Below are 26852 nucleotides of genomic sequence, written 5' to 3'. Positions count from 1 at the left end.
ATCCTATAAGGTAATTTTAAATTTTGTACCAACGTTTTTCTCGCTCTCCACTCTGATGGTACCACCCATGGCTTCCACTTGATTCTTGGTCATGTAAAGACCTATGCCACGTGCATCCTTATTCCCATGAAATGTTTTATACATGCCAAAAATCTTATGGCCATTAAGTTTCATGTCGATTCCTATACCGTTGTCTTCAAAAATAATCCTGGACTTTCCTTCATGTTTGAAAGCCTTAATTGTGATCTTGGTAGGCTCCTCTTTTTTCCTATACTTAATACTATTGGTAAGTAAGTTGAGTAGTATGCTTTCCAGATAAGCAGGTGATGCAGCCACAGTAAAATCATCGTCTATTTCTACATGTACATTAATATGGTATTCTTTGATTTGTGAAGAAATGTTCTCCATTACCTTAAAGATATTTTCCTTCAAGTAGATATTGGTCAACTCTATTTTTTGGGTATTTACCGCTACAACGTCATTTAAATGGCCTATAGTTTCCGCAAGTTGGGAACTGGATGATGAGAGTAGTTTGATAATATTTTGTTGGTCCTCGACTTCAGTCTCCTGTTTATACAAATTGAGTAACACCTCAAAATTACTGGAATGGGATCTTAAGTTATGAGAGACAATGTGGGCAAAATTTAGCAGTCTTTCATTCTGTTGCTCTACATACTTTGTAAATGCGTTAACCTCATCTTCTTTCTTTTTGATAGCAGAAATATCAATTACCTGGATTACAAGATCTACAGGATCTCCATTATCATCTTCTATCAAAGTACCAATGACCGAACAAATAATGAATCTTCCAGTGGATTTTTTAAGATTAATAGTAATGTCTATACCTTCAATCTTCTTATTTAAAAGATCAGTTACCGCATTGAAAAGTCTGGGGAAATCAGATTTCAATACATATTTTTCCAGGGATGAAGTTTTGACGTGACTTGCCTCATAGTTGAGCAATTCACACATCTTGGGATTTACCTCTGTAATACTTAGATCAATAGGATCAACTACAATTTTACCTATTCCAGACGCTTCAAATACGTCGTGAAATTTACGTAGAGCGAGTTTGTAATTCATCTCAGACTCTACCTTCTCAGTAATGTCTTCAAAAGTACCGTACTGTCGTATGCATCTACCGTCAACAATTTCTGCTTTCATCACGCTGCGTACCCAACGTTCTTTTCCTTTTGCAGTTATAATTTGGAGTTCAGCTTCCAAGCGTTCTCCTGTTTCATAGGATCTGGTGAATAGATCGGTAACAATTTCTTGATTGACTCCTGGTTTATAAAAATTGATACCAGTGGCTACATCTGGAATAAAATCTTCACTGACTTGGTGGATTTTCTTAGTGACTCTCGACCAGTAGAGTTCATTAGTTAAATGATTCATTTCCCACGACCCTATTTTCGCCTTATTTGCAGCATCAAGCAATAGTTGGTGCTCGCGATCCAGTTTGGACCTTTTATTAATACTCTCTGAGACATCCTCAGTCATCATTACAATACCGGTGATAGTATTGTTCTCATCTCTTGTAGGACCGTGGCTCCATTTGAGCCAGTGAACCGTTCCATCTTCACGTACGAACTTTTCTGCGTCGTGGGATTCTTCAAGACCTTCCTTTAAAATTCTTTGATGTTGCTCACCATATGCCGCTTCTACCGCTGGAAAAACATCGTAATGATGTTTACCTACCAAATCAAGGCACTCTAAACCATAATCGGTACACCACTTTTTTGAATGAGCCACATATTTAAGATCAGTATCTAGATACGCAATGGCTATTGGGGCTTGGTAAATAGGGTTTTTTTGTAGGGATCGATCCATGAGCAACTCTTTAGGGACTAATAAAATTACGAGTTTATGATGGTGAGAGATGTCTTCATACGATGCTCACTACTATTTATTAGACTAAAGGTAAATAAAACCGACGAAAAGAGTTAATTTAAAGTTAACAAGTGTATTTCGTCGATGATCTATTCCTCAAATTTCATAAGTGTAAAAGAGTTCCCGTCGTAAACACCGTAGGTGTAGTGAGTTATCCAGTCGCCTAAGTTGTAGTACGTCGATTCTGGATTAATGTCGATTTTCATCGGCAAATGGCGATGACCAAAAATGAAGTAATCATAATGTAGATCTTCCAGCTTGCGCTTGGAATATTGGGCCAGCCATTCTTGTTCCTCGCCTAAATAAATAGCATCCTCATCACCAGAAATTAATTTGTTCTTGACCGATAAATGCCGCGCTAGCCGCACGCCTAGATCTGGATGGATCCACTTGAAGCACCACTGAAAAAAAGGATTTGTAAAAACCTTCTTCATTCGCTTATAGCCTTTGTCGCCGGGACCTTTTCCATCGCCGTGTCCAATAAAGAATTTCTTACCGCTGAATTCGAACATCTTGGGCTCGTGATAAACGGGAATGTCCAGCTCATCTTCAAAGTAGCCAAACATCCATAAATCATGATTGCCTACAAAAAAGTAGATGGGAATACCACTGTCACGTATTTCGGCAAGTTTGCCCAGTACGCGCACCTGTCCTTTAGGTACCACGGTTTTGTACTCAAACCAGAAATCAAATAAATCGCCCAGCAGGAAAATAGCTGCGGCATCTTCCTTGACCATGTCCAGCCATCGCAAGAATTTTTTCTCGCGCGGTTTGCTAAGCTCTGCCGTAGGCGCACCTAGGTGATTGTCACTGGAAAAATAGATTTTTTTGCCTTCGGGAATCTGCATGGGTTCAAAGATAATGATTCAGGTATCAGTTGTCAGTTTGCAGTCTCAATTTCGGTTAATGTTCTATTACTATTGACGTACAGTTCAGCTGTTGTTGGATATAATTTTGAAGTCATTTACAAATTTCAGGTTCGATTTAAATTGCAATTTGGATTATAGTGAATTCGCTTTCGCGAAAGCGTAAAACAAACTAAGACTGCGGCTTCAAACTGTTGCTGTGACTGCATACTGATTGCGTACCTTTAAGTCCATGATCAATAAACGGCTTCTTGTTAAAAATCTGCTCGCACACAACGATGAGAACAGCTTTTATGACAAAAAGTTGCGCGTGGATTTATCGAATAAAGAAGGAAAAGCGAAGTTTCTCAAGCACATTTGCGCACTTTCCAATTCGAATCCCGCAAACAATAGCTACATCGTTGTGGGCGTCGATGACCGTAAGAACGAGATCGTAGGCGTGGATTTTTTTGATGATTCAAAACTGCAAAATTTGATCAACGCCTATCTGGATAATGCACCGCTGGTGATGTATGAAAATGTACCGTTCCCGCATTTACCTATTGATAAGGTAGTAGGCCTGGTTACCATTCGTGCCCAGAATGGCATTGTTGCGTTGCGCAAAAATATCTGGAAATATTATGGCGGTGCCGTTTTTTTCAGGGATGGTAGTATTTCTATGCCTAAGGATTTTGGTATAAGAACGGACGATGTCAATTCGCCTATAGTCAATGAGATCGAGAAAAATGCAAGCAACAATATTGAACTGACGCTGGACCGCGTGCAGGACTTTATGAACCGTCGCGAGAATGGTTTAGAATCATTTTATAAAGTTTTCAAAGAGCAGTTTGTGATATGCTGGTCAGGAAAAGTAAAGCGCAAAAAGAATCAGGAATACTATTATCGAGTCGATATTGAAATGGTCAACGAGCAGGTGCGGCTATTTTACAGCGCACTGGATGAGGTACAGATTTCCTATGATGAGGACAGCTTTAGCATTCTGGAATTTGTGGAACTGGGATTGGGCGATAGACACGCTTATCATCCGTTGGAGCGGCAAACGTTTCGGTTTTTTCCTAATGGTACCTACAAATTGGAAAATAAGATCTTGTTCAACCCACCATTTTACGATAGGCGTACGCTACACCATATTTATAACGCAAATCTGTCGCTTTTACACAGGATCAGCAATGGCATAAAACTTAAGGAACAAGCACTGATCGACCTGCGCAATCTGCCAGAAACCATGCTTATTTGCCATTTCAACAACGTGGGTGAACCCATAGAAAAAATGAAGGCTGCACGCACCCATCTTAAAAATTTTCCTGACACCTATAAGGCTTATAAAGAGTCGTTGCGTATCTTGAGAAAAGTAAAATACAACTCTTGAGAACATTAGCAATAGGCGATATACACGGCGGCCACAAGGCACTAACACAATTACTGGATCGAGTCGATCCACAACCACAGGACCAACTTATCTTTCTGGGAGATTATGTAGATGGATGGTCAGAAAGCTATGAGGTCATAGAAGAATTGATATCGCTTGCGCGAAAGCGTAAACAAAACAATCATACTGCACCTATCTATCTAAGAGGTAATCACGACGAGCTCGTACTCAACTTTCTGGTCAAAGATCAACGGAACGAGCAATGGTTGTATCACGGTGGTTCCAGTACCGTCGAGAGTTATGAGGGAAAGTCAAAAGACGATATTGCGAGACATATTAAATTTTTTACTGAGAATTTGGTTGACTTTTTGGAATTGGATGGTAACGGTTTTTTCCATGCCGGTTTCCACAACCTTAATGGGCCGCATCACGAGTATTACAAAAACCTACCGTATTGGGATCGATCGTTATGGGAAATGGCTTTATGCATAGATCCAAACCTTTCACAAGACAACCCTAGATTTCCCAATAGACTTAAACTCTACAAAGAAATTTTTATAGGTCACACACCTACCACACGGCTGGACTCCACAAAACCTATTCATGCTGCCAATATCTGGAATGTCGACACCGGCGCGGCCTTCACAGGACCGCTGACGGCGCTTTGCGTAGAGACCAAAGAAATCTGGCAAAGCGATCCATTAGTTGATTTGTATCCAGATGAGGATGGTCGCAATTAATGGGCTTCAAATAATTACGCTTTCGCGAAAGCGTAACACTTTCTTATAATTTTCTACTAACAAATGTAAATTGAATTGTACAATCCTAAAAATCAACCATTATGGGAATCTTTGATAAAATAAAAGAAAAGCTCAGTCATGAATTTATCGACATCGTTGAGTGGCTGGACTATACAGATGACACCATTGCTCACCGATTTGAGCGTTATCAAAACGAAATCAAAAACGGTGCAAAACTCATTGTTCGTGAAGGGCAGACGGCTGTTTTTGTCAATGAAGGCCAGCTGGCAGATGTGTTCAAACCTGGGACTTACGACTTAACGACTCAAAATCTTCCAATTCTTTCCACATTGAAAGGATGGAAATACGGGTTCAACTCGCCATTCAAAGCAGAGGTTTATTTTGTCAATACCCACTTATTTACAGACGAGAAATGGGGAACCAAAAACCCAATTACACTAAGCGATGAACGTTTTGGATTGGTAGAAATACGAGCCTTCGGAACCTACGCCTTCAAAATAGCCGATGCCGGTAAATTCATCGTGGACATCGTTGGAACCGACAATAACTTCACCAACTTTGAGATCAATGAACATCTCAAAAGCCTTATCGCAACACGATTTACAGATACCGTAGGTGAGGCAAATTTGCCTATTGAATTGTATGCGGCAAATACTTCAGAACTTTCCGAGACTTGTCAGGAAGTGATGAAGCCAGAATTCTTAAGTGTTGGGATTTCGCTAGAGAAATTTTACATCGAGAATGTATCGATGCCAGAAGATCTCAAGAAAGAGATTTTTGAATACAGTCGTATTGACAAGATCGACCTAGACAAATTAACCAAATTCAAAACTGCCAAAGCCATTGAAGCAGCAGCTAAAAATGAAGGTGGAACTGCTGGTGCAGGAATGGGAATGGGTATGGGATTTGTGCTGGCACAGCAAATGGGCGGCATGATGACACCTCAAATGGGCGGACAGCAAGCTGCGCCCCAAAATCAGGCCGCAGCAATGCCGCCACCTATGCCTCAAGCCGTTCAATATTTCTATGCAAGTAATGGATCGCAGACAGGACCAGTTCCGTTTGAACAATTACGCGCCTTATTTGCAGGAAGAACCGTAAACCGCGATACGCTCATCTGGAAAAGCGGAATGGAAACCTGGAAACCACTCAATGAAATTGAAGAGCTGAAAACCTTTTTAGGCGGTAACACACCACCACCGTTGCCATAATTTTGTCGCTGCGCTCTAAATTGCAATGAAATGCTTGTTTGAGTGCAGTCGAGAACTATCGCGATAACCTAAAAGCTCTTCAAATTATTGCTTATTCTCGATTTGCTGCGCAAATCTCGTATTGCCGATTGCCGATTGCCAATTATAATTTTAGAGTCATTAAAATAATTAAAGTACGAGCATTTTAATAGGCAATCCATTTTGGCGCTGCAGAATCAAATGGGCAATTGGTAATTATGATTTGCGACGCAAATCAGGAATTGGTAAAAGAATCTAATGACTAACTACAATTGAACCCAACCACTAATTCAGAAAGAAAAAAATCCTGTGTCAATTGCGGTGCAGAGCTTACTTATGAACCAGGCACAGACACGATCACGTGTGATTATTGTGGTCATGTAGAACAGATTGATCAAGAAGTCCAGCCGTTTCAGGAACTGGAATTACATAAATATCTAGAGTCTATGGGTGCGCAATCGCACTCGATGGAATTGACCATGTTGCAGTGCGATAATTGTGGCGCTACTCAACATGTAGAGGATAACTACAAATCGCTGCATTGTGTGTATTGTACGATGCCATTGATTATAGAAGATCAATATAAAGAAGAGTGGATTTTGCCAGGTGCGGTGTTACCGTTTTCTTTTAAGGTAGATAAGGCGCACCAGATCTTTAAGAAATGGGTCGATGGATTGTGGTGGGCGCCCAACAATCTACAGCGTGCTAGTTTAAGTCCTGAGTATACTAAAGGTTTGTATGTTCCCTATTGGACCTTTGATGCACAATTGGAATCCAGTTATTCTGGTGAGCGAGGCGACTATTATTATGTCACGGTCACGCGAGGTTCTGGTAAAAACAAGCGTACCGTGCAAGAACGCCGTACCAGATGGTCTAATGCTTCGGGAAATGTGAGTGGCTTTGTGGATGATACCTTAGTAAAGGGAACCAATAATCAAAAGATAAAAATTCCAATTTCCATTGCCAGCTGGAAATTAGAAGGTCTCAAAACTTTTGATACCAGTTATCTAGCGGGTTACGTGACAGAAAAATATACTATTCCACTTAAAGATGGTCACTTAAAAGCTACTGACAAGGCAGAGGAAATAGCTAAAAACTGGATACGTCGTGACATAGGTGGTGATGAGCAACGCATCAGTAACATGGATATGAACCTGAGTGACGAGACGTTTAAGCAAATTTTATTGCCGCTTTATATCAGTTCTTATAATTATAATGGCAAGCGATACAACTTCTACGTTAATGGTCAGACTGGAACCATCTACGGCGATCGACCGTACTCGTTTTGGAAGATATTTTTGGCAATTCTCGCAGGATTGATCCTAATTGCAATCATTGTATATTTTGTGAATTTGCAGCAATGATGGAATGAGTTCGCTTTCGCGAAAGCGTAATAACTTCAAAAATCATCACACAAAAAAACCGCCTCAACGAGGCGGTTTTTATTTATAAACTCTACTTGATTACAAATCAAATTTGATTCCCTGCGCGAGTGGTAATTCCGTCGTGTAGTTAATCGTGTTCGTTTGTCTTCTCATATAAACTTTCCAAGCATCACTACCAGATTCACGGCCGCCGCCAGTGTCCTTTTCTCCACCAAAGGCGCCGCCTATTTCGGCTCCACTGGTTCCTATATTCACATTTGCAATACCGCAATCAGATCCAGCCACGCTCAAGAAACGTTCTGCCTCACGTAGGTTGTTTGTCATGATTGCGCTGGACAATCCTTGATTAACGCCATTTTGAAGTTCTAAAGCATTTTCTACATCACCGCTGTATTTCAGTAAATACAGAACAGGAGCAAAAGTCTCGTGCTGCACGATTTCAAAAGAGTTTTCGGCTTCGGCGATGGCTGGTTTTACATAGCAACCACTTTCGTAGCCTTTACCTTCTAAGACGCCACCTTCAACGATGATTTTACCACCTTCTTCGACCACTTTAGTCAAAGCATTTTGATAGCCTTTTACAGCATCTTTATCAATCAATGGACCCACATGATTATTCTCATCCAGCGGATTCCCAATTTTCAATTGCTTGTAAGCATCGACGACTGCATTTTTCACTTTATCATACATGGATTCATGAATGATCAAACGACGCGTTGAGGTACAACGCTGTCCAGCCGTTCCTACTGCGCCAAAAACAGCACCAATCACAGTCATTTTAATATCGGCATCTGGAGTTACAATGATGGCATTATTACCACCTAACTCCAATAATGATTTACCTAATCGCTCACCAACTTTGCTTGCAACGATCTTACCCATACGAGTTGAACCAGTCGCGCTGATTAACGGCACGCGCTTATCAGTAGTCATTATCTCGCCTACCTTGTAATCGCCGTTTACTAGACAAGAAATACCTTCTGGAAGGTTGTTGTCTTTGAGGACTTTGGCGATGATATTTTGACAGGCGATTCCAGTGATAGGAGTTTTTTCACTTGGTTTCCAAATACAAACGTCTCCACAAACCCAAGCGAGTGCTGTATTCCAAGCCCAAACCGCAACGGGAAAATTAAAAGCACTGATAATACCTACAATTCCTAAAGGATGATATTGCTCATACATTCTATGTCCAGGACGCTCACTATGCATGGTAAGTCCATGCAATTGTCTGGAAAGACCAACTGCAAAATCGCATATGTCTATCATCTCTTGAACCTCGCCAAGACCTTCTTGATAAGACTTACCCATTTCGTAAGAAACCAGCTTTCCTAGCGGTTCCTTCAATCTGCGTAGTTCATCTCCAAACTGCCTTACGATCTCGCCACGCAATGGTGCAGGCTTCAATCTCCAGTCCTTGAAGGCTTTTTGCGCCGTAGTGACTACTTTGTCATAATCAGCGGCAGTTGTTGTAGAAACAGATGCTATTTCAGCACCATCAACTGGCGAGGAAGAAATGATTTCTTCACCGCTTCCAAAATGGTTGTTTCCAGTTGAAGTTCCTTTATTATTTTTTGAAACACCCAATTGTTGGAGCGCTTCATCTATACCAAAATCTTTGGCTATGTGTGACATGTACTATGATTTAAAAATTAATCCAGCTTTTCAGCTAGTTTTTGAAAGATTTTTTTTGGGTTCTTATTCTCGTAAAGCACTGCGTAAACTGCATCGAGAATAGGAGTTTTAGCGCCTTGTTTTTGATTCAGTTCAAAGGCACTTTTAGTGGCATAATAACCTTCGGCAATCATGCTCATTTCTAGTTGGGCACTACGTACCGTGTAACCTTTACCCAGCATATTACCGAATAATCGGTTACGTGAAAAGACGGAATATCCAGTTACCAATAAGTCACCCAGATAGGCGCTATCATTGATGTTGCGCTTCATCTTGTGGACTTTTTTGATATAACGCTTCATTTCTCTTATCGCGTTTGACATCAAGACGCTCTGGAAGTTATCACCGTAACCCAATCCATGGGCGATTCCAGCTGCAATTGCGTAAATGTTCTTGAGAACGGCAGCATATTCTGTACCTATGATGTCATCACTTATTTTACAATTGATGTAATCATTTTCAAAATATTCAGCGAGTTCTTTTGCTTTTTGCTCATCTGCAAAAGCTACGGTAAGATAGGAGAGACGCTCTAAAGCCACTTCTTCTGCATGGCATGGACCGGTTAACACACCTATATCTTCCATAGCCACATTGTAGTGCTGATTGAAGTATTCACCAACGATCAAACCCGTTTCAGGAACGATTCCCTTTATGGCAGATACCACTCGCTTACCATCAAAAGAAACCGTCAATGCAGACAACTCTGAATGAAGAAATGCACTGGGAATAGCAAAAATACAGACATCTGCATACGCTACTATTTCATTGATATCGTTTGATAATTTGAGCTTGCTTACATCAAATTCTACACTACTTAGATAGCTTGGATTGTGATCATTACGCTTAATGTGCTCAATGGCATAAACACTACGCATGTACCACCCAACTTCATCCATGCTTTCAGCAAGCATTTTTACAATTGCGGTAGCCCAGCTACCACCACCTAGGACGGCTATTTTGAGTGTTTTTTCCATAGAATAGAGTGTATTTGTAAAGATACCATTTTTGATAGTACGTTTTTTTGAGAATATGTTAAGTCATATGGTTGCACGATGACTTTTGATGAGTTCGCTTTCGCGAAAGCGTAACAAATATTCATAACTAACTATAATTTAGCGCGTTACAAAAATGGCACGATTTTCGAAAACGTTGTAGTGAACTTTAAATGATACCGATATGAAATCAATAACTACTCTCTTAGGCGGATTTGCCCTTGCCATCACTCTTGTTAGTTGTGATGCAGAAATTATTATAGGCGATCCAATAGTGGAACCTACATTGAATGAGGTTCTTTCATCTCACGATGTCTGGTATCTGGACTTGAATAGTTCTCAAGGTAATCTGGATGTGCCGTTCATGACTCGAGCATTTACGATGTCATTTGATTTTGGAACTCTTTATGCCAATAACAACTTAGTGGGTATAGGTCGTGCTGGTTCTGGAATAGGGATCGATGTGGGAAGCTATGATACATTTTTTGATACCGTTACGATCAATCATGATATTGATGGCGTTCATGAGTTTGACGTAATTGTACATAGTTTTAGACGTATAGAACTTAGGGATACTTTTAATGGTGACCGTTACTTTCTTGATGGATATAGCATCAATGGTTTTGACTATGATCAATTGTTTTATAACAACATCCAGTATTTTTTACAGGAGTATGGTGCATGGGAAAAAGTCTATACCAGTAATGAAGGTGCGATCAATGAATTTGATGCTGAAAATCACCTAAGATTTAGACCTGCAACAGATGCCGATATCTTCCAAAGCTCACAAGACCGTAATGGTTTGAGTACAGGCAGCCTTTATTGGGATTATACTGGAGAATATTGGGTAGAAGATGCGTCTCCTGGTTCACTTAACAAGCATTTAACGCTCGATTATGATTTTTTAGGCAATGATTATTTCGACCTTTACGTTATTGATGATGCGACAATTGAACTGTATCATGTGTCATCTGGAACTACCTACGAATTCAAGGGTAGAAATTTTATCCAGCTGAAAAGTACGACTACTTCAAAATCCAGAATGCTGGACGTGGAGAGAGCAAGAAAATAGACATTATAGTTTCTGATGAAGAAACTTAAGATTTGGTTGGTTGGAAGCCGCTTGTACACCTATAAATGGTTGCAGGCGGTTTTTTACTTGTAGAAATTCATTTCAGTCAGATACGTATTCACATCTTGATGAAGAAAGTATCTAAGGTCCTTGCCTTGTGAGATCCCATTTCTAATCATGGTAGAGGAAATCTCCATGATAGGTGCCTCAATTTTTGTGATGCTGGAATGATTCACTAATTCTAACGGAACCTCGCCAGCAGAGATTCGAGGATATACTATAATTTCATACTCTTCCAATAGTACCTGATAATTTTTCCACTTAGGCAGACTTTTTAAATTGTCTTCTCCCATGATCAGAACAAAATCTGTTTCAGGATGTTTTTCCTTGAGATGCGCAAGTGTGTTAACTGTATAATTGGGCTGTGGCAAAGAAAATTCGACGTTGCTGGGTTTGATTTTTGGATAATCATCAGTTGCAAGATGCACCATATGCAAACGCTGGTAATCTTCTAACAGCGTATTTTTCTTCTTCAGTGGGTTGTGTGGCGTGACCACCATCCAGATTTCTTTGAGATCGCTGTTTTCTACAAGATAGTTTGCAATGGCAAGATGACCTATGTGAATAGGATTAAAGGTTCCAAAATAGAGCCCAACTTTATTCTTCTTCATCTCGAGGTACTGGTTGACTAATGAAGTCTTTGACTACTTGAATGGCGCGTGCCTTTGCAAGTGCTAGATCATCATTTTTAATGATGACATCAAATTGTGGAGCGGTTGCCATTTCAGTGCTGGCTTTTGCCACGCGCATTGCGATTTTTTCTGGAGTTTCTGTTTTGCGCTTTTTGAGACGTATTTGTAACTCGTTTATGGAAGGTGGTTTAACAAATATGGCAAGCGTATGTTCTGGGAATTTTTTCTTGAGTCTCAAACCTCCTACCACGTCTATATCAAAGATTACGTGTTTGCCTAATGCCCAAATGCGCTCGACTTCGGCTTTGAGAGTTCCATAGAACTGGTCTCTGTAAACTTCTTCAAACTCAAGAAAATCCTCGTGTCTTATTCTATTCTTGAATTCTTTAACTCCTAAAAAATAGTAATCTTTCCCGTCAATCTCACCGTCCCGAGGATCTCTGGAAGCGGCACTTATGGAAAAGGCTAGGTTCAATTCTTTTTGCTTTAAGAGATGCCGGACAAGTGTTGTTTTACCTGCTCCAGATGGCGCACTAAATACGATTAATTTTGGCTCAATCTTCATTACAATACGTTCAGCATTTGTTCTTTGATCTTTTCCAACTCATCCTTCATCTGTACCACCTTTTGCTGCATTGCTGCATGGTTTGCCTTACTACCAATGGTATTGATTTCACGACCTATTTCTTGGGAGATAAAGGCTAACTTTTTACCTTGAGAGGTAGAAGCGCTCATCGTTTGCTTAAAATAGTTGAGGTGATTATTGAGACGCACTTTTTCTTCCGTAATGTCGTATTTCTCTAGGTAATAGATCAATTCTTGTTCAAATCTATTCTCATCAACTTTTTCTTTTAAGTCGGCTACCGCTTTTTCAAGTCTAGTTCTTATCCCATCAAGTCTATTTTTATCATCAACGATAACATCATCGAGAAGTTGAGCAATGTTATTAATGCGGTTTGTAAATTCTTCTTGGAGAATGGAACCTTCTGTTTCACGGTAATCATTTACCGCATCAAGAGCTTCATTAACAGTTTTCAGAACTATTTGAAATTCTGAATCTTCAATTTCCTCTTCAATATTTTGAAATACATCGGGAAATGAAGTTGCTATTTCAACTAGCTTTAACTTGTCGCTAGCATCTAGATTTTGGATTTGGGAAAGTTGATCTATATATTGCTCTATTTGATCAATATTAAGTTTTTGCCCAGTTTTGCCGCTGGTGTTTTCTACGTGAAGCGCTAGATCTATTTTACCTCTTGATAATTGAGCAGCTGCAATTTTTCTAATATCCAATTCCTTCTCACGATAAGCGCTGGGAATTCTTAGATTAAGATCTAGATTTTTGCTGTTTAAAGTGCGTATTTCAACAGTAATCTTTCGTTGAGGTAATTGCTGGACAGATTTGCCATATCCTGTCATGGAAATAATCATGAGCTCGTTTTAGGCTGGCAAAGATAACGAATGAAAATGCTCAGTGCATGTCAACACTCTCAGGATCCATTTTACTACGTAAACGACTTAAGGATTGTTGTCTAATTCCTAGATAGGATGCTATGTCTTTTAGAGGTAAGCGTTCCTCAATGTTTTTATAGCGCTCCATAAATTTCAAATAACGCGTGGTTGCATCGTTTGTAATCATACGTGACTTTTCATCAAGCTGATCATGATAACGTTTCAACATAAGTTTTTGAAACGCTGGTAGCAGACCTGGATAAAGTTTATTGATGTACATAAAATCCTGATGGTTAAAGCACATGACTTCACCTGCTTCAACACATTGTAATTGAATGTTTGAAGGTGTCTGATCCACAAAACTGTACATTGAGGTCATTACATCATTTTCTGCAACAAATCTGATGGTATGAAGGTCACCGTATTCATCGATAATGGAACCCTTGACAATTCCTGATTTTATAAAATAAATATTGTCGCACACCTCGCCTAAATGAAGAAGCACTTGCTTTTTCTTGACTTTAATAACTTCAAGCATGCTAAATATCTCACTAGCATACTTCAGTGATGGCCTATCGCCACCACCAGTTAAATCGTGTAGGAATTCTGGTAGCTCCATTTTGTTACTCTTTTCAAGGTAAAGATCGTAATTCATTGATGTATATGCAACAAAACGAGGCATTTAATGATAATTTTCACATTTCTATACTGGTAGTTTCAATAAGAAGCTTCGATTTTCCAAATAGCCAATAGATTCGGCCTATTAAATTTTCGTAATTGAGGTGTATTATCTACGATATAAGTAATTTTTTAGTTGTTAATCAACCCTTTATTATCCTGAAAAAGGCGCTCTAAACCTAATTTTTGTAGGAAAAACACTCATGTGTTATTACTCAAATTGCCTATCAATAAATTGGTGATGATTTAGGTCAGATAGATGATTCTCAGGTAGTGCTTCTAATTAGTATCTCATTAACGCGATAGCTTTGTAACTTTACCTACAATTTTGAGAATGTCAGCCACCTTATTATCTACTAAACTATTGACTTTGCCTCAACAGCAATTGGTTTTGAATAGCGATATAGGATTGGTGCATTATGACATTCTAAGAACAGATAACTTAAAGGCTGATCTTAGCTCTTATCCATTAGAGCATGTGATTATAACCAGTAAAAATGCGACGCATCCTATCACAGATTATAAAGAGCAAATCAAATCCATTTACTGTGTAGGCTCCGTCACCGCTGATGCTTTGAAAGAGTTGGAATTTGAACCAAAAATTATTGCCAAAAATGCACGGGAGCTGGCTTTGCAACTTGTGGCTCGGTTTCCAGATAAGAAATTCACATATTTATGTAGCGACAACCGCCGTGACGAGTTGCCTGATATATTCAAAAGCCATAAGGTCTCGTTAAATGAGGTGATTGTTTATGAGTCTTCCATCGTGCACAAAAGCTTTGATCGTATTTTTGAAGCGGTTTTGTTTTACAGTCCTCGTGGTGTTTACGCTTTCGCGAAAGCGAACAAACATCAACCTAAATGCTCCATTTGTATAGGTGAGACTACTGCAGCGGCTGCAAAGGAACATTTTGAGAACGTTCATGTAGCTAACAAACAAACAATTGAAAATGTGCTGGTTACAGCGATAAAAATATTGCGAGATGATAAAAAATGACTTATTTCTTAGAGCTTTAAGAGGAGAAACCGTGGAGCGTCCACCAGTATGGATGATGCGTCAGGCAGGAAGATACCTACCAGACTTTATGAAGCTCAAAGCTAAATATGATTTCTTCACGCGTTGCCAGACGCCAGAACTAGCTACAGAAATTACAGTAATGCCCATCGATCAGATAGGACCAGATGCTGCGATTTTATTTTCAGATATTTTGGTAATTCCACAAGCTATGAATATCGAGGTAGAAATGAAGCCAGGTGTAGGACCATGGCTGCCTAATCCCATTAGATCTGCCGCAGACCTCAATAGGGTAGTGGTTCCAGACGTTGCGGATTCACTAAGTTATGTCATGGAAGCTATTGATATGACTAAGGATGCTCTTGCTAACCGTGTGCCGCTCATAGGTTTTGCTGGGTCGCCATGGACCATTTTATGTTATTGCGTACAAGGTCAGGGAAGCAAGAATTTTGACAAGGCAAAAGAGTTTTGTTTCACACAACCAGAAGCTGCTCATGAACTTTTGCAACGCATTACAGATACCACCATTGCTTACTTGCATAAAAAAGTAAAACACGGTGTCAATGCTGTGCAGGTATTTGACTCTTGGGGCGGCATGCTTTCACCGGTAGATTATCAGGAATTTTCTTGGAAATACATACAGCAAATTATCAATTCCTTGAGACCAGTGACAGAAGTTATCGTTTTTGGAAAAGGATGTTGGTTTGCCTTGAATGAAATGTCAAAAAGTGGTGCTGCTGCGCTAGGTGTTGACTGGACCTGCAGTGCGCGTAATGCACGCTACCTTTCTGGTGGTAATATTACCCTTCAGGGAAACTTTGATCCATCTAGGTTATTCTCACCACCAGCCACCATTAAAAAAATGGTAAAGCAGATGATTGATGAATTCGGTAAAGATAAATTTGTGGCTAATCTGGGTCATGGAATTTTACCTAATATCCCAGTAGAAAACGCACAGGCATTTGTGGATGCCGTTAAGGAATACTAATGTGAAAACATTTTTACGCAAGTACAATCGGTTCTTGTTAACCCAATCGCCACAACGCAATCTGGTCTATGGGTTTTTCATGTACAATCTGATTGGATTTTTATTGCTATGCCTGCCGTTTGCGCGTAAAAGTGATCTTTCCATTATCGATGCTCTGTTTGCTTCAACATCTGCAATATCAACCACAGGGTTGTTGACGTTGAGTATGTCAGATGACTTTACCTTTTTTGGTCAGCTGGTAATCATGTTGCTATTTCAGATAGGTGGTATAGGTTACATGACCTTTACCACATATATACTATTGAACACCAGCCGGCGCGCTTCACAATGGCGGGAACGTATATTGAGCGCTGCATTCTCCATACCAGACACGCTCAAATTAAGACCTTTCTTAAAGTCGGTTATTATTTATACCGTCCTATTTGAAATAATAGGGACTATATTTTTCTTTATTGGTTTTGCTGATGAAGATTGGGGATTCTGGGAACGGTTGTGGAACAGTTTATTCCATAGTGTCAGCGCATTCTGTACCGCAGGTTTTAGCCTTTTCAACTCTGGATTTACGGACTATGTGAGCGATGGCTGGATCAACTTCACCATTTCGTTTCTGGCCATAGCGGGATCACTAGGTTTTATAGTGTTCACAGATTTCTGGCTTAAGCTAACTAAGAAAGGCCATCGTGTAAGTTTTACTTCAAAGCTCATTATGTCTGGCTTTTTGATATTACTTACCGCAGGAACGACTACACTATACTTTGCAGAGCCTGAAATTATATCTCTTGATGGAGCGCCACGATTTTATGCTGCTTTCTTTCAAAGTATGAGTGCTATGACAACTGTGGGATTCAACACCATAGATTTCGGCGGATTCATATTACCAACAGCAATGGTAACTATCCTTTTAATGTACATAGGAGCTTCACCATCAGGAACCTCTGGTGGTTTGAAGATCACCACTTTTGTCGCCACGGTGGCCTATTTGCGCAGTAAATTAAAAAACTCGGTAGAAGTGATGTTCTTCAACAGACAAATTCCTGATGAGCGCGTTAGTGTAGCTGTATCCACTTTTATCTTCTATTTCATGCTCAGTTTTGCAGGTATTTTTCTCCTGACATTTTCTGAAACCATCTCTTTGGAAATGATCTCATTTGAAGTATTATCTGCCTTGGGAACAGTCGGCTTATCGATGGGAATTACGGGAAGTTTGACGATGTTCGGTAAAATCGTAATTATTTGTTTGATGTTTATTGGTAGGTTGGGCGTATTGACATTTGGGCTTGCCATAAGTAAAACCTATATTGATAACGGCCACGTTATTGAAGAAGATATAGCCGTATAGTTATGATCAAAAACATTTTAAAAGCCTTAAAAGATTACGCTGGTAGCTTCAAATTAATGTCGCAACTGGGCTTGTGGAAATATTTCATGGTTCCCATGGCGATCAGTATATTGTTTGCTATCACCATAGGTTTTGCAGCCTACGGATTGTCAGACAATCTTGCCGGACCACTGACTAGGCTTTGGGTCTGGGAAACTGGAGCAGAGACTTTTTTCGCTTTCGCGGAAGTTCTTAGCGCTATCATTATAGTCATATTAGGATTGCTGGTGTATAAACACTTTGTAATGGCGTTGAGCGCACCATTCATGTCTCCGGTATCTGAAAAGATTGAAAAGCATTTGTATCCAGAAATTCACGAGGCCATCACTCACAGAAACACCTCAAATGCCTCTCAACTTTCTCGCGGCATACGCATTAACGTGCGCAATTTGTTTTTTGAATTGCTGCTTACCATACCGTTATTGATATTAAGTCTAATTCCAGTAGTTGGGATTCTATTCTGGGTGATCGGATTTTTGGTACAATCCTATTATGCTGGATTTGGGAATATGGACTACACGCTGGAACGTCACTACAAATACCGCCAAAGCATTGATTTTGTAAAAAGCCATCGTGGTTGCGCTATAGGTAACGGGATTGTTTTCAATGCCATGTTATTGATACCTATTGTGGGAATTATTTTGGTGCTGCCGGTATCCGTTACCGCTGCCAGCAAAACCACTTTAGAGTTGCTACGCGGTCAAAAATTGCTTTCAGACTCTTCGATTGACGCTGCTATATAAAGTACCTTTGTAAGTAGACTTTAACCTTATGGATTCCCAAAAAGACGCTTTCTTTTCTTTTATCAAAGAACTCCAAAACATCATTACATCTAAACTCGAAAGTCTGGACGGCAACTCCAAATTCCAAGAAGACGAATGGCATCGTGAGGAAGGTGGCGGCGGTTTTTCCCGAATTATTCAGGATGGCGATGTTTTTGCAAAAGGTGGTGTGAACATTAGTGCGGTCCATGGAGCTTTGCCGCTGGCCATGCAAAAGTATTTCAACGTTCAGGATGCCGATTTCTATGCAACTGGAATCAGTCTCGTGATTCATCCAGTCAACCCAATGGTACCTACCGTCCATGCCAACTTCAGGTATTTTGAAATGTATGATAAAACTGGATCACTTGTCGACTGTTGGTTTGGTGGTGGTCTGGATCTAACGCCGTATTATCTTTTTGAAGAAGATGCTCGACATTTCCATCAGGTTTGTAAGGATGCCTGTGATAGACATGATGTTGCAGATTATCAAAATTTCAAGGAAAGATGCGATACCTACTTTCATAACGCGCACAGGAATGAAGCGCGAGGCATAGGTGGTCTTTTCTACGACTATTGCCGTGCAGATGAAAATCACTCTATGGCAGACTGGCTAGAATTCCAGAAGGATATGGCTTCCCATTTCCTAGATGCTTATGTACCAATTGTAAACAAAAGAAAGGATCTACCATTTTCTACAGAAAACATAGAATGGCAAGAAATACGCCGCGGTCGCTACGTAGAGTTCAACCTTGTTCATGATAAGGGAACGCTATTCGGCTTGAGGACTAATGGACGTATTGAGAGTATATTAATGAGTCTACCACCAATAGTCCAATGGAAATACGACCATCATCCAGAACCTGGATCCAAAGAAGCCGAATTAGTTGAGGTGTTGGAGAACCCGCGGGATTGGATTATGAGTTAATCGTTAATTTTTGAGTTCAGAGTTCAGAGTTCAGAGTTCAGAGTCCAAGTTCCAAAATTGCCAATTGTTGAATTATTAAAAAATTTATTTTTTAAATAAGCAAGGTCAACTATTGGTAAATCAAAGGTGTACAGTCTTTTCAAAGTCCGGCTACCAGACTTATTTCTGCGAAATTTTAGAGATAAAAAATTGATTTCTCGCTTAGATATAGCGCTAGATCGGATTGGAATAAGCATTTTCCTAACTCCTAACTCCTAACTCCTAACTCCACTAATTATTATCACTCGCAAACCATTCTGCATAGCTGGTTTCGGTCTCGCGTAGTCGTAGGGAGAATAGTTTGATGTTTTTAGGTAAGCGGTCGCCTATTTTTTTTGCGAAGTCCTGAATCATCATTTCGCTGGTAGGTTGGTAATCGGCTAGGATGACTTCGTGACCGCGGGATTCAAGTTCTTTGGCGAGTTCCACATGTGGCGAGTTCTTATTGAAAACGGTCGCGTGATCAAATGGATCCACAATTTCCTCTTTGACTATTTTCTTCAAATCGCCAAAATCGATCACCATCCCATATTTCACGTTGTCAGAATCCATGATGGGTTCGCCTATAACCGTCACCGCCAGCTTATAACTATGCCCGTGAACATTGCGACATTTGCCGTCATAACCGTATAAGGCATGACCGGTTTCAAACGTGAACTCCTTAGTAATGCGCACACTTCCCATTAGCGATTCTTAAAAAATTTCTTGTAAACAACCACGACTATGAGAATAATCCCAATCACTAGAAAGATCCCAACGCCACCCATGAATCGGGAAAGTTGGATAAACCAGTTTTCTTCTTGAAGTAGAGCAAGCATGCCTGTAAGTTTGATGCAAAGATACCAATTGTCTAGCACAGAGGTCGCGTTAGGGATAGAAGTGGAAATCCTTTTTATCGATGCGCGAGCAGCATAAAAAGATTGCAACGGATAGCGCGGCCGCAGGCAACGTCCAAATGTGAAAAATGAGATATTAGTTCGCTTTCGCGAAAGCATAAAGTCCCAAAATCATCAAACCATTTTCTCCAGCCTTTTCCTGAATTTTAGGTGCAATAAGACGGCTCTACCTATCATCCATGCAAAAAATGCCAGCCAGATGGCCTTGAGTTCAAAACCGAAATAATCCAATACCAGCAGCACTGGAATGAAAAAAGCTAAGGTCACGACTAGTAGCAGGTTGCGCAGGTAAGGTGCCTCGCCCCAGCCTTTGAAAATACCGTCATAAACGAACGCCACGGCGTTGATGGGCTGCATGAGAAGAATGATAAAAAAGGTGTTGATGAAGAGCAGATCAACCTGTGAATCGTCTGTAAACCAGCCACCTATATAGTTGTAAAACAGCGCACAGATCAAGGCCAGCGCAATGGAAACACCTATACCGAACGTATTTGTTTTAAGCGCTAGATACTTGAGAGATTCACGATCTCGAGCACCCAGTAGTTTGCCGCCTATGGCATTTCCTGCATTTGCAAAACCATCGATAAAGAAGGAAAAGAACAGCCAGATGTTCATAAGAATGGCGTGGGTCGCAGCTTCTTCAACGCCATAACTATTTGCATAGCGGTAGGATAGATAGATGCACACGTTGATGGCTAGCGTGCGCAGGAAAAAGTTTGCAGTCAGTTTGATGTGTTGACCCAATAGGAAATGAGGTTTCCACTGATTGATGAAAATCCTGAATGGTGTTTTGGTAAAAAAGTAAAACAAGGCAATGATAAGCATCGTTGTTTGTGCCACTAGGCTCGCAATGGCGGCGCCGGTCAGTCCCAAGCCATCAAACCATCCATCAACACCGTAAACCAAAAGATAGTCCAATCCAATATTCACGATCGCACCAGAGATGCTGGCAATCATCGCCCAACTTGTATTTTGAAGACCCCTAAATATTCCGAATATTGCAAAAGCACTGAGCGTCAATGGAAAGCCTAAAGCGCGTATCTGGTAGTAGGAAGCCGTGAGGTTGAGGACTTCACCTTGTGCGCTGTAAAGATCAAAAATGAAGGACGCGAGCGGAGCAGTAATGGCATAAATAAGGAATCCCAATACTATATTGATCCATATGACTTGTGGGATGAGATCATTGATTTTTTCCAGTGACTTATTTCCCAAAGCATTTGAAACGATGCTGGAGATAGAGGTTTTGGTTTGTGCGAGTGTCCAGATAATGGTGCTCAAGAAGGCGCCCGCAAGTCCTACTGCTGCCAGTGCATCCACACTATTGTTCTCCATATTGCCTATGATAGCAATATCTGTGATGCTGATAACGGGCTCTGCTATTCCCGCAATAATCGCTGGAAAGGCGAGTTTGAGAATATCGTTAGTAGATATGTTGACGACAGGTTTCACGCTGCAAACTTACTGGTTAAGAATTTGATTTATCGCAATGAAAAGGCTGGAAAGTGTATATTTGCCGTCACAATTTTTGGGGGATTAGCTCATTTGGCTAGAGCGCTTGCCTGGCAGGCAAGAGGTGACCGGTTCGAATCCGGTATTCTCCACTGAAGAACGCAACCTTGTTAGGTTGCGTTTTTTCGTTTATGGTGATCCTCAAATTTTAAACCGTTCAGGCAGGACATGCATTCAAAAAATTAACGCAACACTGCACCACCTGTCGCAAATCATTAGGCATTAGGTCAGATTTCCATGGATGGGATGCTCCAAAAACGTGGTCAGCTCCTCGTATCAAAGCAAGTTGACTGTGCGTGCTTTTGTTTTTTAATCGATGGGCATCCTGAACATCAACCGTAGGGTCTGAAGTTCCATGAACAATCAAATGAGGGATGCTGAGTTGAGCTGCAGCGCTTAAAATGTGGAGGTCGTCCCTGCTTTCCTGAAAGTCTTCATATAGCTGGTAATAGAAAGGCATGTCCTGATGGGTGCGTCCATTTTTCACATAATAGACGCCGTCCTTTTTCCATTGCTCTAATTTTTTACCTGTAGGGAATCGCTCTTCATAATCCGCTACTCCAGCCATGGTGATTAATCGAGTTATGCGCTGATCTTTTGCTGATGTGATGGTTGTGATTCCGCCAGCTCTGGAATGACCCATAAGATTGATGTTTGAAAGATCTGCTGGTAGGTCAGAAGTTTCTAACCAGTCCAACACTCGCTTTAGGTCTCTTACTTCGAGACTATAATTGTTATTTCCAAAAGCTTCTAGATCAGGAAAATCGATGGGCTCTTCAGGTGTGCCGCCATTGTGTGAGAAGTTGAATTTGATGAATAGGTAGTTCGCTTTCGCGAAAGCGGAACCCATCAAATCCCACGCGCCCCAATCTTTGAATCCTTTGAGCCCATGACAAAATATTACCACAGGTAGATTGGAGGCGCCATCAATGAACTCATAGTCCAATAGTATTACTTTATTATTTTCGGCGGGTATTTGAATGTTACTCTTTTTCATACTTCCTTTTCTTTTAACGGAATTTCTGGATCAAATAGTTCGGTTATTAGGTCGACAAGTTGGATTTCAAATTGCTCCAAGATATCCAGATCAATAACAACTGGCTCGTAACTGCGACCATTCTTAATCCCGAATGAGATAAAACCTTCACCAAAGTTTTTAAAACTTATAATACCAGCTTGTAGTGTGACCAATGGGTTATTCTTCATGTATAGATATGCGTACATGAGGACTTGAAAAGCCTTTGATTTTTGGTAGTCTGTAATGATAGCCTCATAGCCATCCACTTCAATACCTACGTTGCCTTTTGATACGCTTCCAGTTTTATAGTCAATGATTCTTAGGACGCCATTGACAATATCAACGCGATCCACTTTTCCGTGAAATTTCACATTGCCAATGTTGGGTACTTTAACAATAGTTGATAGGTCCTGCTCAACGCTTTTGATAATAAACTCATCTGACTGCTGTACGGTTTTTTTGTCAAAGGCAATCATCTTCTTTATGTAGTGATGCGAGACTTCGTAAATGATCTTATTCTTTCCCAATGGGTTTGAAGCAGAAGTGTAGCAGCTAGCGTACGCAAGATCCAGTTCTGTTTTTATCTGGCTTTCAATCTTTTTATAATCTTCTGTTATCAGAATCTTATTCTGGTAGGGCTGATATAATTTATCAAGCGCCTCGTGAATAATGGATCCCATCGTATTGAGAGCAATGTCTTCTTCTACATCTTCTAAATCTGAAATGCGTAAGATTTTACTGGAGAAGAAATCTATGGGATTGCGCACATAACTGGTCAATGCAGATGGTGAAAATCCTTTGGAGGCTATTTCTATTAATCGGTCAAAGTAGATGAGCTCTTTTTTGATCTCCAGCAATTCGTTTGTGACGGCATTTATTTTGTGGTAATAACTGGTATGCGTCAATTTGTGCTGGATGTTTTCATCGCGTTCCAGCTGCAAAAGAAAACGACTTTTTTCGCCGCCACCTAATGTATCCGATTCGGCATTGTATATAAAAGTGGCGTTCTCGCAACGATGTAATAGGCGATAAAAGTGATAAGCGTAAATGCTGTCCTTCTCGGTATAAGTAGGCAAATCAAAAGCCCTTTTCATTTCATGAGGTATGTACGAACCAAATGACTTTCCTGCCGGTAGCGTACCTTCGTTGACAGACAGCATAAGTATGTTCTTGAAATCCAGCGCTCTCGTTTCCAGCAAACCCATAATCTGTAATCCCTGAACAGGCTCGCCTATAAAATCTAGCTTTTTAAGTGGTAATAGTTGTCTGAGTAGATATTCCAAAGTCCTTAAATCTTTTATACTTGAATTATCCCGTATAAGATCAGAAAGTTCGTCGATGACCTCTGTCATTCCCAGCAACTGTTCTAGTTCAAGACGACTATCCCGTTTTTTTATAAGAACATCTTTCAGTTGTTTTAGTAGTTTGTTGGAGAGTTCAACGATTTCGTTAGGTTGCTTTATATTTAGTAAAACACTATTTAAAAAAGGAAATGTTCTACCTGTAAAATCATTAGGTTTGATTTGAATAAGATTATGTTCCCTTATCTGTTGCAACGCTTTTATTGATTCATCTGGAGCGATAAGGTTGACAATCGATGATTCTAGTAGTTTTGTTACATTCTTGTAGTAAAAAGTACCATCAGTAGATTCCTTGTGTAACTGAAACAGATCCATGAAGAAGGAACTGATAGGTAACTGGTCCAAGCTCAATCCCATAGTCACATTGAAAGCATCAATGTTATCCGGCAAGGCATTTAACAGCGGTAAAAGCAATTGTTCATCTGCTAGAATTACAGCGGTATCCAGCAGATCTTCCTCACTAATCTTAGTAAGATACTTGCGTGCCGCTTGAACCATGCCTAAATTTCCAGTAGCACTTATTATTTCTATGGATTTACTTTGCCTGTAACCCGATCCTATAATATCGATTTTTCGATCTTGATAGTATTTCCATTCCTCTTGATGATTTCTTATAAACTTTCCCGCCTCGTGGTAGGAGTTTTCTAAGAAGTAGCTATCGGTATCCCAATAAATCACTGCGCCGTCATTCTCCAATAATTGCTGGATGATTTTAGACTCTGCGGTATTCAGTGCATTGAGGCCTAAAAATACCAATGGATTTTTTGGTTTTGAAATGGATTTCGATGAGTTCGCTTTCGCGAAAGCGATTTGATACGCCATTCCCTGATATGCAACTTCATTTTGTTCCAATACCTTGTGAAGCGCTTTATAATAAAGAAAAAGCTTCTTCCAAAAATCAAGATATTGGGTAACCATTTGTGTAGGATTGGCCTCTAGGGACCAATGCCTATCTGTATCTAACGCTTTATAGTTACCCAAGTATTCAAAAAACTGCTCTGGGTCGACTAAATACCGGTCTACCTCATTAAAATCCTTCAAAATTGTAGGTGCCCAACCAATGAAAGCGTCAAAACTGTCTCTCTTTTCAATGGGCTCAATATTACAATATGCTTGGTAGAAATAGGGTAAGGTATCAAGGTCGGACAGGATGTGAAGTCCAGAAAGTTCTTGAATGTAGTCTTCTATACTAAGTGTGACAGGCGCTAGAATAGGCTTGTTATAGCGCTGTGATATTTCTTTATTTAGAAAAACACCAACCCTTCTACTAGGAACGATATAGCTTAGCTCATCTAAATGAAATCCTTTAGAAACAAGGCTATCAAGTGTTTTGCCGATAAAGGTTTCCTGCATGGGTATGGTTTGAGACTATTAAAAATAAGGCATAAAAAAACGCCATCCGTATGGATGACGTTTCTATTTAGAAAGACGTTAATCAATTACTTTTTCAAGTTGATTTCAGTACGTCTGTTTTGTTGTCTACCTGCGGCAGTGCTGTTAGTAGCGATAGGCTTAGATTCTCCAAAACCTTCTGCAGATAATCTATTAGCTTCAATTCCACCATTCACTAAGTACCTAAGTACAGAGTTAGCTCTTTCCTCAGAAAGTTTTTGGTTGTAAGCTTCAGAACCTTGACTATCAGTATGACCATCGATAGAGAATTCAGACTCTGGATATTTTTTCAAGATATCAATGATATCAGATAAAGTTTGAGCTGATTGAGCTTGAATGTCTGATTTGTTCAATTCAAACAATATTGTTTTAGCATAAGCATTCAATTGCTCTTGTTCTTGTACAGTTGGAACTGCAGGACGAGGACATCCGTTTAATTCAGCTACACCAGCCTCATTTGGACATTCATCATCTTTATCAGCAATACCATCACCGTCAGTATCAGGACATCCATTGAATTTAGCTAGACCAGCCTCATTAGGACACTCATCATCACCATCTGCAATACCGTCACCGTCGCTATCAGGACAACCCATCAAAGCAACAAGACCTGGAGTCTCTGGACATTTGTCATCTTTGTCAAGAACAGTATCACCGTCAGAATCTGGACAACCATTGGTTTCTGCTGGGCCTGCTACGTAAGGACATTCGTCTTCACTGTCTTTAATACCATCACCATCAGAATCTGGACAACCGTTAAATTGCTCAAGACCTGGAGTCTCTGGACAATCATCTTTACTATCTGGAATTCCGTCACCATCAGTATCAACAGCTCCCCATACAAATTTCACACCCGCAACATGTTGGAAGTGTCTTGGACCTTCAGCTGCAAATACACCATTTTGATCCTCAAAAGGATGCTTGTAAGTAGTCTGAAGATTAAAATAAATATTCTCAGCAACTTTGACGTCGAAACCTATAGTTCCATTAAATGTACCAAAAGAAATGTCTTCAATGAATTGATATGATCCACCTATACCTAAGTAAGGATTGAAAAAATCGCTACCGTTATAGATTTCTCTTAAGTTATATCTCAATCCTCCATCAACGCTAACGTAAAATAAATCCTCAACGTCCATTTCATAAACATTGTCTATAGAGTTAGCAGAACCTGCGATGGTAGCAACAATTCCATCACCTACATAGTAACCTATCTCTAGTCTTGATGGAGCAGGTAAAATATTGTAATCACTTACATCAACAAGTTCCTCGAAATATCCTCCAAGGTTATCATCTCCACCGTCGATTGAATAAAAGTCAATAGCGTTAATTCCTAATGCAACAGACCATCGATTGGTCTCGTCTTGTGCTTGTACCAATGAAGCAGAAAGTAAAACTGCACTGGCAATAAAGATTTTAATAAAGTTTTTCATGTTGGGTTTTTTAGATTTACAACGTCGCAAAATTAATTGGTTCTTAAACATTTGCAAGGCTTAAACAATAAAATTAT

General features: G+C 40.1%; 24 protein-coding genes and 1 tRNA gene. 11 read left to right on the top strand and 14 right to left on the bottom strand.

The window, feature by feature from the left end:
- Positions 1-3: 3 nt before the first annotated feature.
- Together BLO34_RS10320 and BLO34_RS10315 are read right to left on the bottom strand one after the other, a co-directional pair.
- Complete coding sequence (locus tag BLO34_RS10320) at positions 4-1830, bottom strand: PAS domain-containing sensor histidine kinase (RefSeq protein ID WP_090755070.1); 1827 nt, start codon at positions 1828-1830, stop codon at positions 4-6.
- A gap of 149 nt (positions 1831-1979) precedes the next feature.
- Positions 1980-2738: a UDP-2,3-diacylglucosamine diphosphatase gene (locus BLO34_RS10315; RefSeq protein ID WP_090755068.1), complete on the bottom strand. Its 759-nt coding sequence runs from the start codon at positions 2736-2738 to the stop codon at positions 1980-1982.
- 250 nt (positions 2739-2988) lie between these two features.
- Here BLO34_RS10315 and BLO34_RS10310 point away from each other — a divergent pair, with 250 nt between their 5' ends.
- From BLO34_RS10310 to BLO34_RS10295, 4 genes are all read left to right on the top strand, one after another.
- Positions 2989-4125: an ATP-binding protein gene (locus BLO34_RS10310; RefSeq protein WP_090755066.1), complete on the top strand. Its 1137-nt coding sequence runs from the start codon at positions 2989-2991 to the stop codon at positions 4123-4125.
- A complete protein-coding gene (locus BLO34_RS10305) occupies positions 4122-4865 on the top strand; it encodes a metallophosphoesterase (RefSeq protein WP_090755064.1) in 744 nt (247 codons plus the stop codon). The genes BLO34_RS10310 and BLO34_RS10305 overlap by 4 nt, the downstream gene beginning before the upstream one ends.
- 101 nt (positions 4866-4966) lie before the next feature.
- Positions 4967-6097: an SPFH domain-containing protein gene (locus tag BLO34_RS10300; protein ID WP_090755062.1), complete on the top strand. Its 1131-nt coding sequence runs from the start codon at positions 4967-4969 to the stop codon at positions 6095-6097.
- A 290-nt stretch (positions 6098-6387) separates the two neighbouring features.
- The gene (locus BLO34_RS10295; RefSeq protein ID WP_090755060.1) at positions 6388-7479 is read left to right on the top strand and encodes a DNA helicase PriA; all 1092 of its coding nucleotides are present in this window, start codon (positions 6388-6390) and stop codon (positions 7477-7479) included.
- 99 nt (positions 7480-7578) lie between these two features.
- Here BLO34_RS10295 and BLO34_RS10290 read toward each other — a convergent pair whose 3' ends face one another.
- Both BLO34_RS10290 and BLO34_RS10285 read right to left on the bottom strand, forming a co-directional pair.
- Positions 7579-9132, bottom strand: coding sequence for an aldehyde dehydrogenase family protein (locus BLO34_RS10290; protein ID WP_090755058.1), 1554 nt, complete (start codon positions 9130-9132; stop codon positions 7579-7581).
- Positions 9133-9149: 17 nt separating this feature from the next.
- Entirely contained in the window at positions 9150-10145 is a 996-nt protein-coding gene (locus BLO34_RS10285; RefSeq protein ID WP_090755056.1) for an NAD(P)H-dependent glycerol-3-phosphate dehydrogenase, read from the bottom strand.
- Positions 10146-10347: 202 nt separating this feature from the next.
- Between BLO34_RS10285 and BLO34_RS10280 the strand changes: the two genes are divergently transcribed.
- Positions 10348-11235 (top strand): nicotinic acid mononucleotide adenyltransferase, encoded by an 888-nt coding sequence (locus BLO34_RS10280; protein WP_090755054.1) that lies wholly within the window; start codon positions 10348-10350, stop codon positions 11233-11235.
- Between the two features lie 83 nt (positions 11236-11318).
- Here the strand turns inward: BLO34_RS10280 and nadD are convergent, their stop codons facing one another.
- Genes nadD through BLO34_RS10260 form a run of 4 tightly spaced genes read right to left on the bottom strand, consistent with a single transcriptional unit; the run spans position 11319 to position 14034 of the window.
- Entirely contained in the window at positions 11319-11906 is a 588-nt protein-coding gene (gene nadD, locus BLO34_RS10275) for a nicotinate (nicotinamide) nucleotide adenylyltransferase (protein ID WP_090755052.1), read from the bottom strand.
- The gene (gene gmk, locus BLO34_RS10270) at positions 11893-12492 is read right to left on the bottom strand and encodes a guanylate kinase (RefSeq protein WP_090755050.1); all 600 of its coding nucleotides are present in this window, start codon (positions 12490-12492) and stop codon (positions 11893-11895) included. Before gmk ends, nadD begins: the two co-directional genes overlap by 14 nt.
- Positions 12492-13358, bottom strand: coding sequence for a YicC family protein (locus BLO34_RS10265; protein WP_090755048.1), 867 nt, complete (start codon positions 13356-13358; stop codon positions 12492-12494). The genes gmk and BLO34_RS10265 overlap by 1 nt, the downstream gene beginning before the upstream one ends.
- Positions 13359-13398: 40 nt before the next feature.
- Positions 13399-14034 (bottom strand): Crp/Fnr family transcriptional regulator, encoded by a 636-nt coding sequence (locus BLO34_RS10260; protein WP_231959465.1) that lies wholly within the window; start codon positions 14032-14034, stop codon positions 13399-13401.
- Positions 14035-14391: 357 nt separating this feature from the next.
- Between BLO34_RS10260 and BLO34_RS10255 the strand changes: the two genes are divergently transcribed.
- From BLO34_RS10255 to hemF, 5 genes are read left to right on the top strand one after another with little or no spacing between them, the layout of a single operon-like run.
- Positions 14392-15054: a uroporphyrinogen-III synthase gene (locus BLO34_RS10255; protein WP_090755046.1), complete on the top strand. Its 663-nt coding sequence runs from the start codon at positions 14392-14394 to the stop codon at positions 15052-15054.
- Positions 15041-16060 (top strand): uroporphyrinogen decarboxylase, encoded by a 1020-nt coding sequence (gene hemE, locus BLO34_RS10250; RefSeq protein ID WP_090755044.1) that lies wholly within the window; start codon positions 15041-15043, stop codon positions 16058-16060. Before BLO34_RS10255 ends, hemE begins: the two co-directional genes overlap by 14 nt.
- A 1-nt stretch (position 16061) precedes the next feature.
- Entirely contained in the window at positions 16062-17399 is a 1338-nt protein-coding gene (locus tag BLO34_RS10245) for a TrkH family potassium uptake protein (RefSeq protein WP_231959463.1), read from the top strand.
- A gap of 2 nt (positions 17400-17401) precedes the next feature.
- On the top strand, positions 17402-18181 hold the full coding sequence (locus tag BLO34_RS10240; RefSeq protein WP_090755040.1) for an EI24 domain-containing protein: 780 nt from the start codon (positions 17402-17404) through the stop codon (positions 18179-18181).
- A gap of 28 nt (positions 18182-18209) precedes the next feature.
- Positions 18210-19127, top strand: coding sequence for an oxygen-dependent coproporphyrinogen oxidase (gene hemF / locus BLO34_RS10235; protein WP_090755037.1), 918 nt, complete (start codon positions 18210-18212; stop codon positions 19125-19127).
- Between the two features lie 270 nt (positions 19128-19397).
- Here the strand turns inward: hemF and BLO34_RS10230 are convergent, their stop codons facing one another.
- The 3 genes from BLO34_RS10230 to BLO34_RS10225 form a co-directional block, all read right to left on the bottom strand.
- Positions 19398-19850 carry a 6-pyruvoyl trahydropterin synthase family protein gene (locus tag BLO34_RS10230; protein WP_090755035.1) on the bottom strand — a complete coding sequence of 151 codons (453 nt, stop codon included), beginning with the start codon at positions 19848-19850 and terminating at the stop codon, positions 19398-19400.
- Positions 19850-19984 (bottom strand): hypothetical protein, encoded by a 135-nt coding sequence (locus BLO34_RS14780; protein ID WP_262492262.1) that lies wholly within the window; start codon positions 19982-19984, stop codon positions 19850-19852. Before BLO34_RS14780 ends, BLO34_RS10230 begins: the two co-directional genes overlap by 1 nt.
- A 192-nt stretch (positions 19985-20176) precedes the next feature.
- Positions 20177-21511 carry an MATE family efflux transporter gene (locus BLO34_RS10225; protein ID WP_090755033.1) on the bottom strand — a complete coding sequence of 445 codons (1335 nt, stop codon included), beginning with the start codon at positions 21509-21511 and terminating at the stop codon, positions 20177-20179.
- Between the two features lie 78 nt (positions 21512-21589).
- Between BLO34_RS10225 and BLO34_RS10220 the strand changes: the two genes are divergently transcribed.
- A tRNA-Ala gene (locus BLO34_RS10220) sits at positions 21590-21663 on the top strand.
- A gap of 65 nt (positions 21664-21728) precedes the next feature.
- On the opposite strand, the gene BLO34_RS10215 is transcribed toward BLO34_RS10220, so the two are convergent.
- The 3 genes from BLO34_RS10215 to BLO34_RS10205 all read right to left on the bottom strand — a co-directional run bounded on the left by BLO34_RS10215 (position 21729) and on the right by BLO34_RS10205 (position 26775).
- Positions 21729-22568, bottom strand: coding sequence for an alpha/beta hydrolase family protein (locus BLO34_RS10215; RefSeq protein ID WP_090755030.1), 840 nt, complete (start codon positions 22566-22568; stop codon positions 21729-21731).
- Entirely contained in the window at positions 22565-25303 is a 2739-nt protein-coding gene (locus BLO34_RS10210; protein ID WP_090755029.1) for a PD-(D/E)XK nuclease family protein, read from the bottom strand. The genes BLO34_RS10215 and BLO34_RS10210 overlap by 4 nt, the downstream gene beginning before the upstream one ends.
- An 86-nt stretch (positions 25304-25389) precedes the next feature.
- Positions 25390-26775, bottom strand: coding sequence for an OmpA family protein (locus BLO34_RS10205; protein ID WP_090755027.1), 1386 nt, complete (start codon positions 26773-26775; stop codon positions 25390-25392).
- Positions 26776-26852 lie beyond the last annotated feature (77 nt).

This window comes from Nonlabens sp. Hel1_33_55 (genome assembly GCF_900101765.1).
In the GTDB taxonomy this organism is placed as follows: domain Bacteria; phylum Bacteroidota; class Bacteroidia; order Flavobacteriales; family Flavobacteriaceae; genus Nonlabens.
The sequence above is the reverse complement of the archived record's forward strand: the minus strand, read 5'-3'. Positions and strand labels throughout refer to the sequence as shown.

Excerpts from the sequence above, each read along its gene's own strand:
- BLO34_RS10320 (WP_090755070.1), bottom strand. The coding sequence starts at position 1,830 with ATGGATCGATCCCTACAAAAAAACCCTATTTACCAAGCCCCAATAGCC.
- BLO34_RS10315 (WP_090755068.1), bottom strand. The coding sequence starts at position 2,738 with ATGCAGATTCCCGAAGGCAAAAAAATCTATTTTTCCAGTGACAATCAC.
- BLO34_RS10310 (WP_090755066.1), top strand. The coding sequence starts at position 2,989 with ATGATCAATAAACGGCTTCTTGTTAAAAATCTGCTCGCACACAACGAT.
- BLO34_RS10300 (WP_090755062.1), top strand. The coding sequence starts at position 4,967 with ATGGGAATCTTTGATAAAATAAAAGAAAAGCTCAGTCATGAATTTATC.
- BLO34_RS10290 (WP_090755058.1), bottom strand. The coding sequence starts at position 9,132 with ATGTCACACATAGCCAAAGATTTTGGTATAGATGAAGCGCTCCAACAA.
- BLO34_RS10285 (WP_090755056.1), bottom strand. The coding sequence starts at position 10,145 with ATGGAAAAAACACTCAAAATAGCCGTCCTAGGTGGTGGTAGCTGGGCT.
- BLO34_RS10280 (WP_090755054.1), top strand. The coding sequence starts at position 10,348 with ATGAAATCAATAACTACTCTCTTAGGCGGATTTGCCCTTGCCATCACT.
- nadD (WP_090755052.1), bottom strand. The coding sequence starts at position 11,906 with ATGAAGAAGAATAAAGTTGGGCTCTATTTTGGAACCTTTAATCCTATT.
- gmk (WP_090755050.1), bottom strand. The coding sequence starts at position 12,492 with ATGAAGATTGAGCCAAAATTAATCGTATTTAGTGCGCCATCTGGAGCA.
- BLO34_RS10265 (WP_090755048.1), bottom strand. The coding sequence starts at position 13,358 with ATGATTATTTCCATGACAGGATATGGCAAATCTGTCCAGCAATTACCT.
- BLO34_RS10260 (WP_231959465.1), bottom strand. The coding sequence starts at position 14,034 with ATGAATTACGATCTTTACCTTGAAAAGAGTAACAAAATGGAGCTACCA.
- BLO34_RS10255 (WP_090755046.1), top strand. The coding sequence starts at position 14,392 with ATGTCAGCCACCTTATTATCTACTAAACTATTGACTTTGCCTCAACAG.
- hemE (WP_090755044.1), top strand. The coding sequence starts at position 15,041 with ATGATAAAAAATGACTTATTTCTTAGAGCTTTAAGAGGAGAAACCGTG.
- BLO34_RS10240 (WP_090755040.1), top strand. The coding sequence starts at position 17,402 with ATGATCAAAAACATTTTAAAAGCCTTAAAAGATTACGCTGGTAGCTTC.
- hemF (WP_090755037.1), top strand. The coding sequence starts at position 18,210 with ATGGATTCCCAAAAAGACGCTTTCTTTTCTTTTATCAAAGAACTCCAA.
- BLO34_RS10230 (WP_090755035.1), bottom strand. The coding sequence starts at position 19,850 with ATGGGAAGTGTGCGCATTACTAAGGAGTTCACGTTTGAAACCGGTCAT.
- BLO34_RS14780 (WP_262492262.1), bottom strand. The coding sequence starts at position 19,984 with ATGCTTGCTCTACTTCAAGAAGAAAACTGGTTTATCCAACTTTCCCGA.
- BLO34_RS10215 (WP_090755030.1), bottom strand. The coding sequence starts at position 22,568 with ATGAAAAAGAGTAACATTCAAATACCCGCCGAAAATAATAAAGTAATA.
- BLO34_RS10210 (WP_090755029.1), bottom strand. The coding sequence starts at position 25,303 with ATGCAGGAAACCTTTATCGGCAAAACACTTGATAGCCTTGTTTCTAAA.
- BLO34_RS10205 (WP_090755027.1), bottom strand. The coding sequence starts at position 26,775 with ATGAAAAACTTTATTAAAATCTTTATTGCCAGTGCAGTTTTACTTTCT.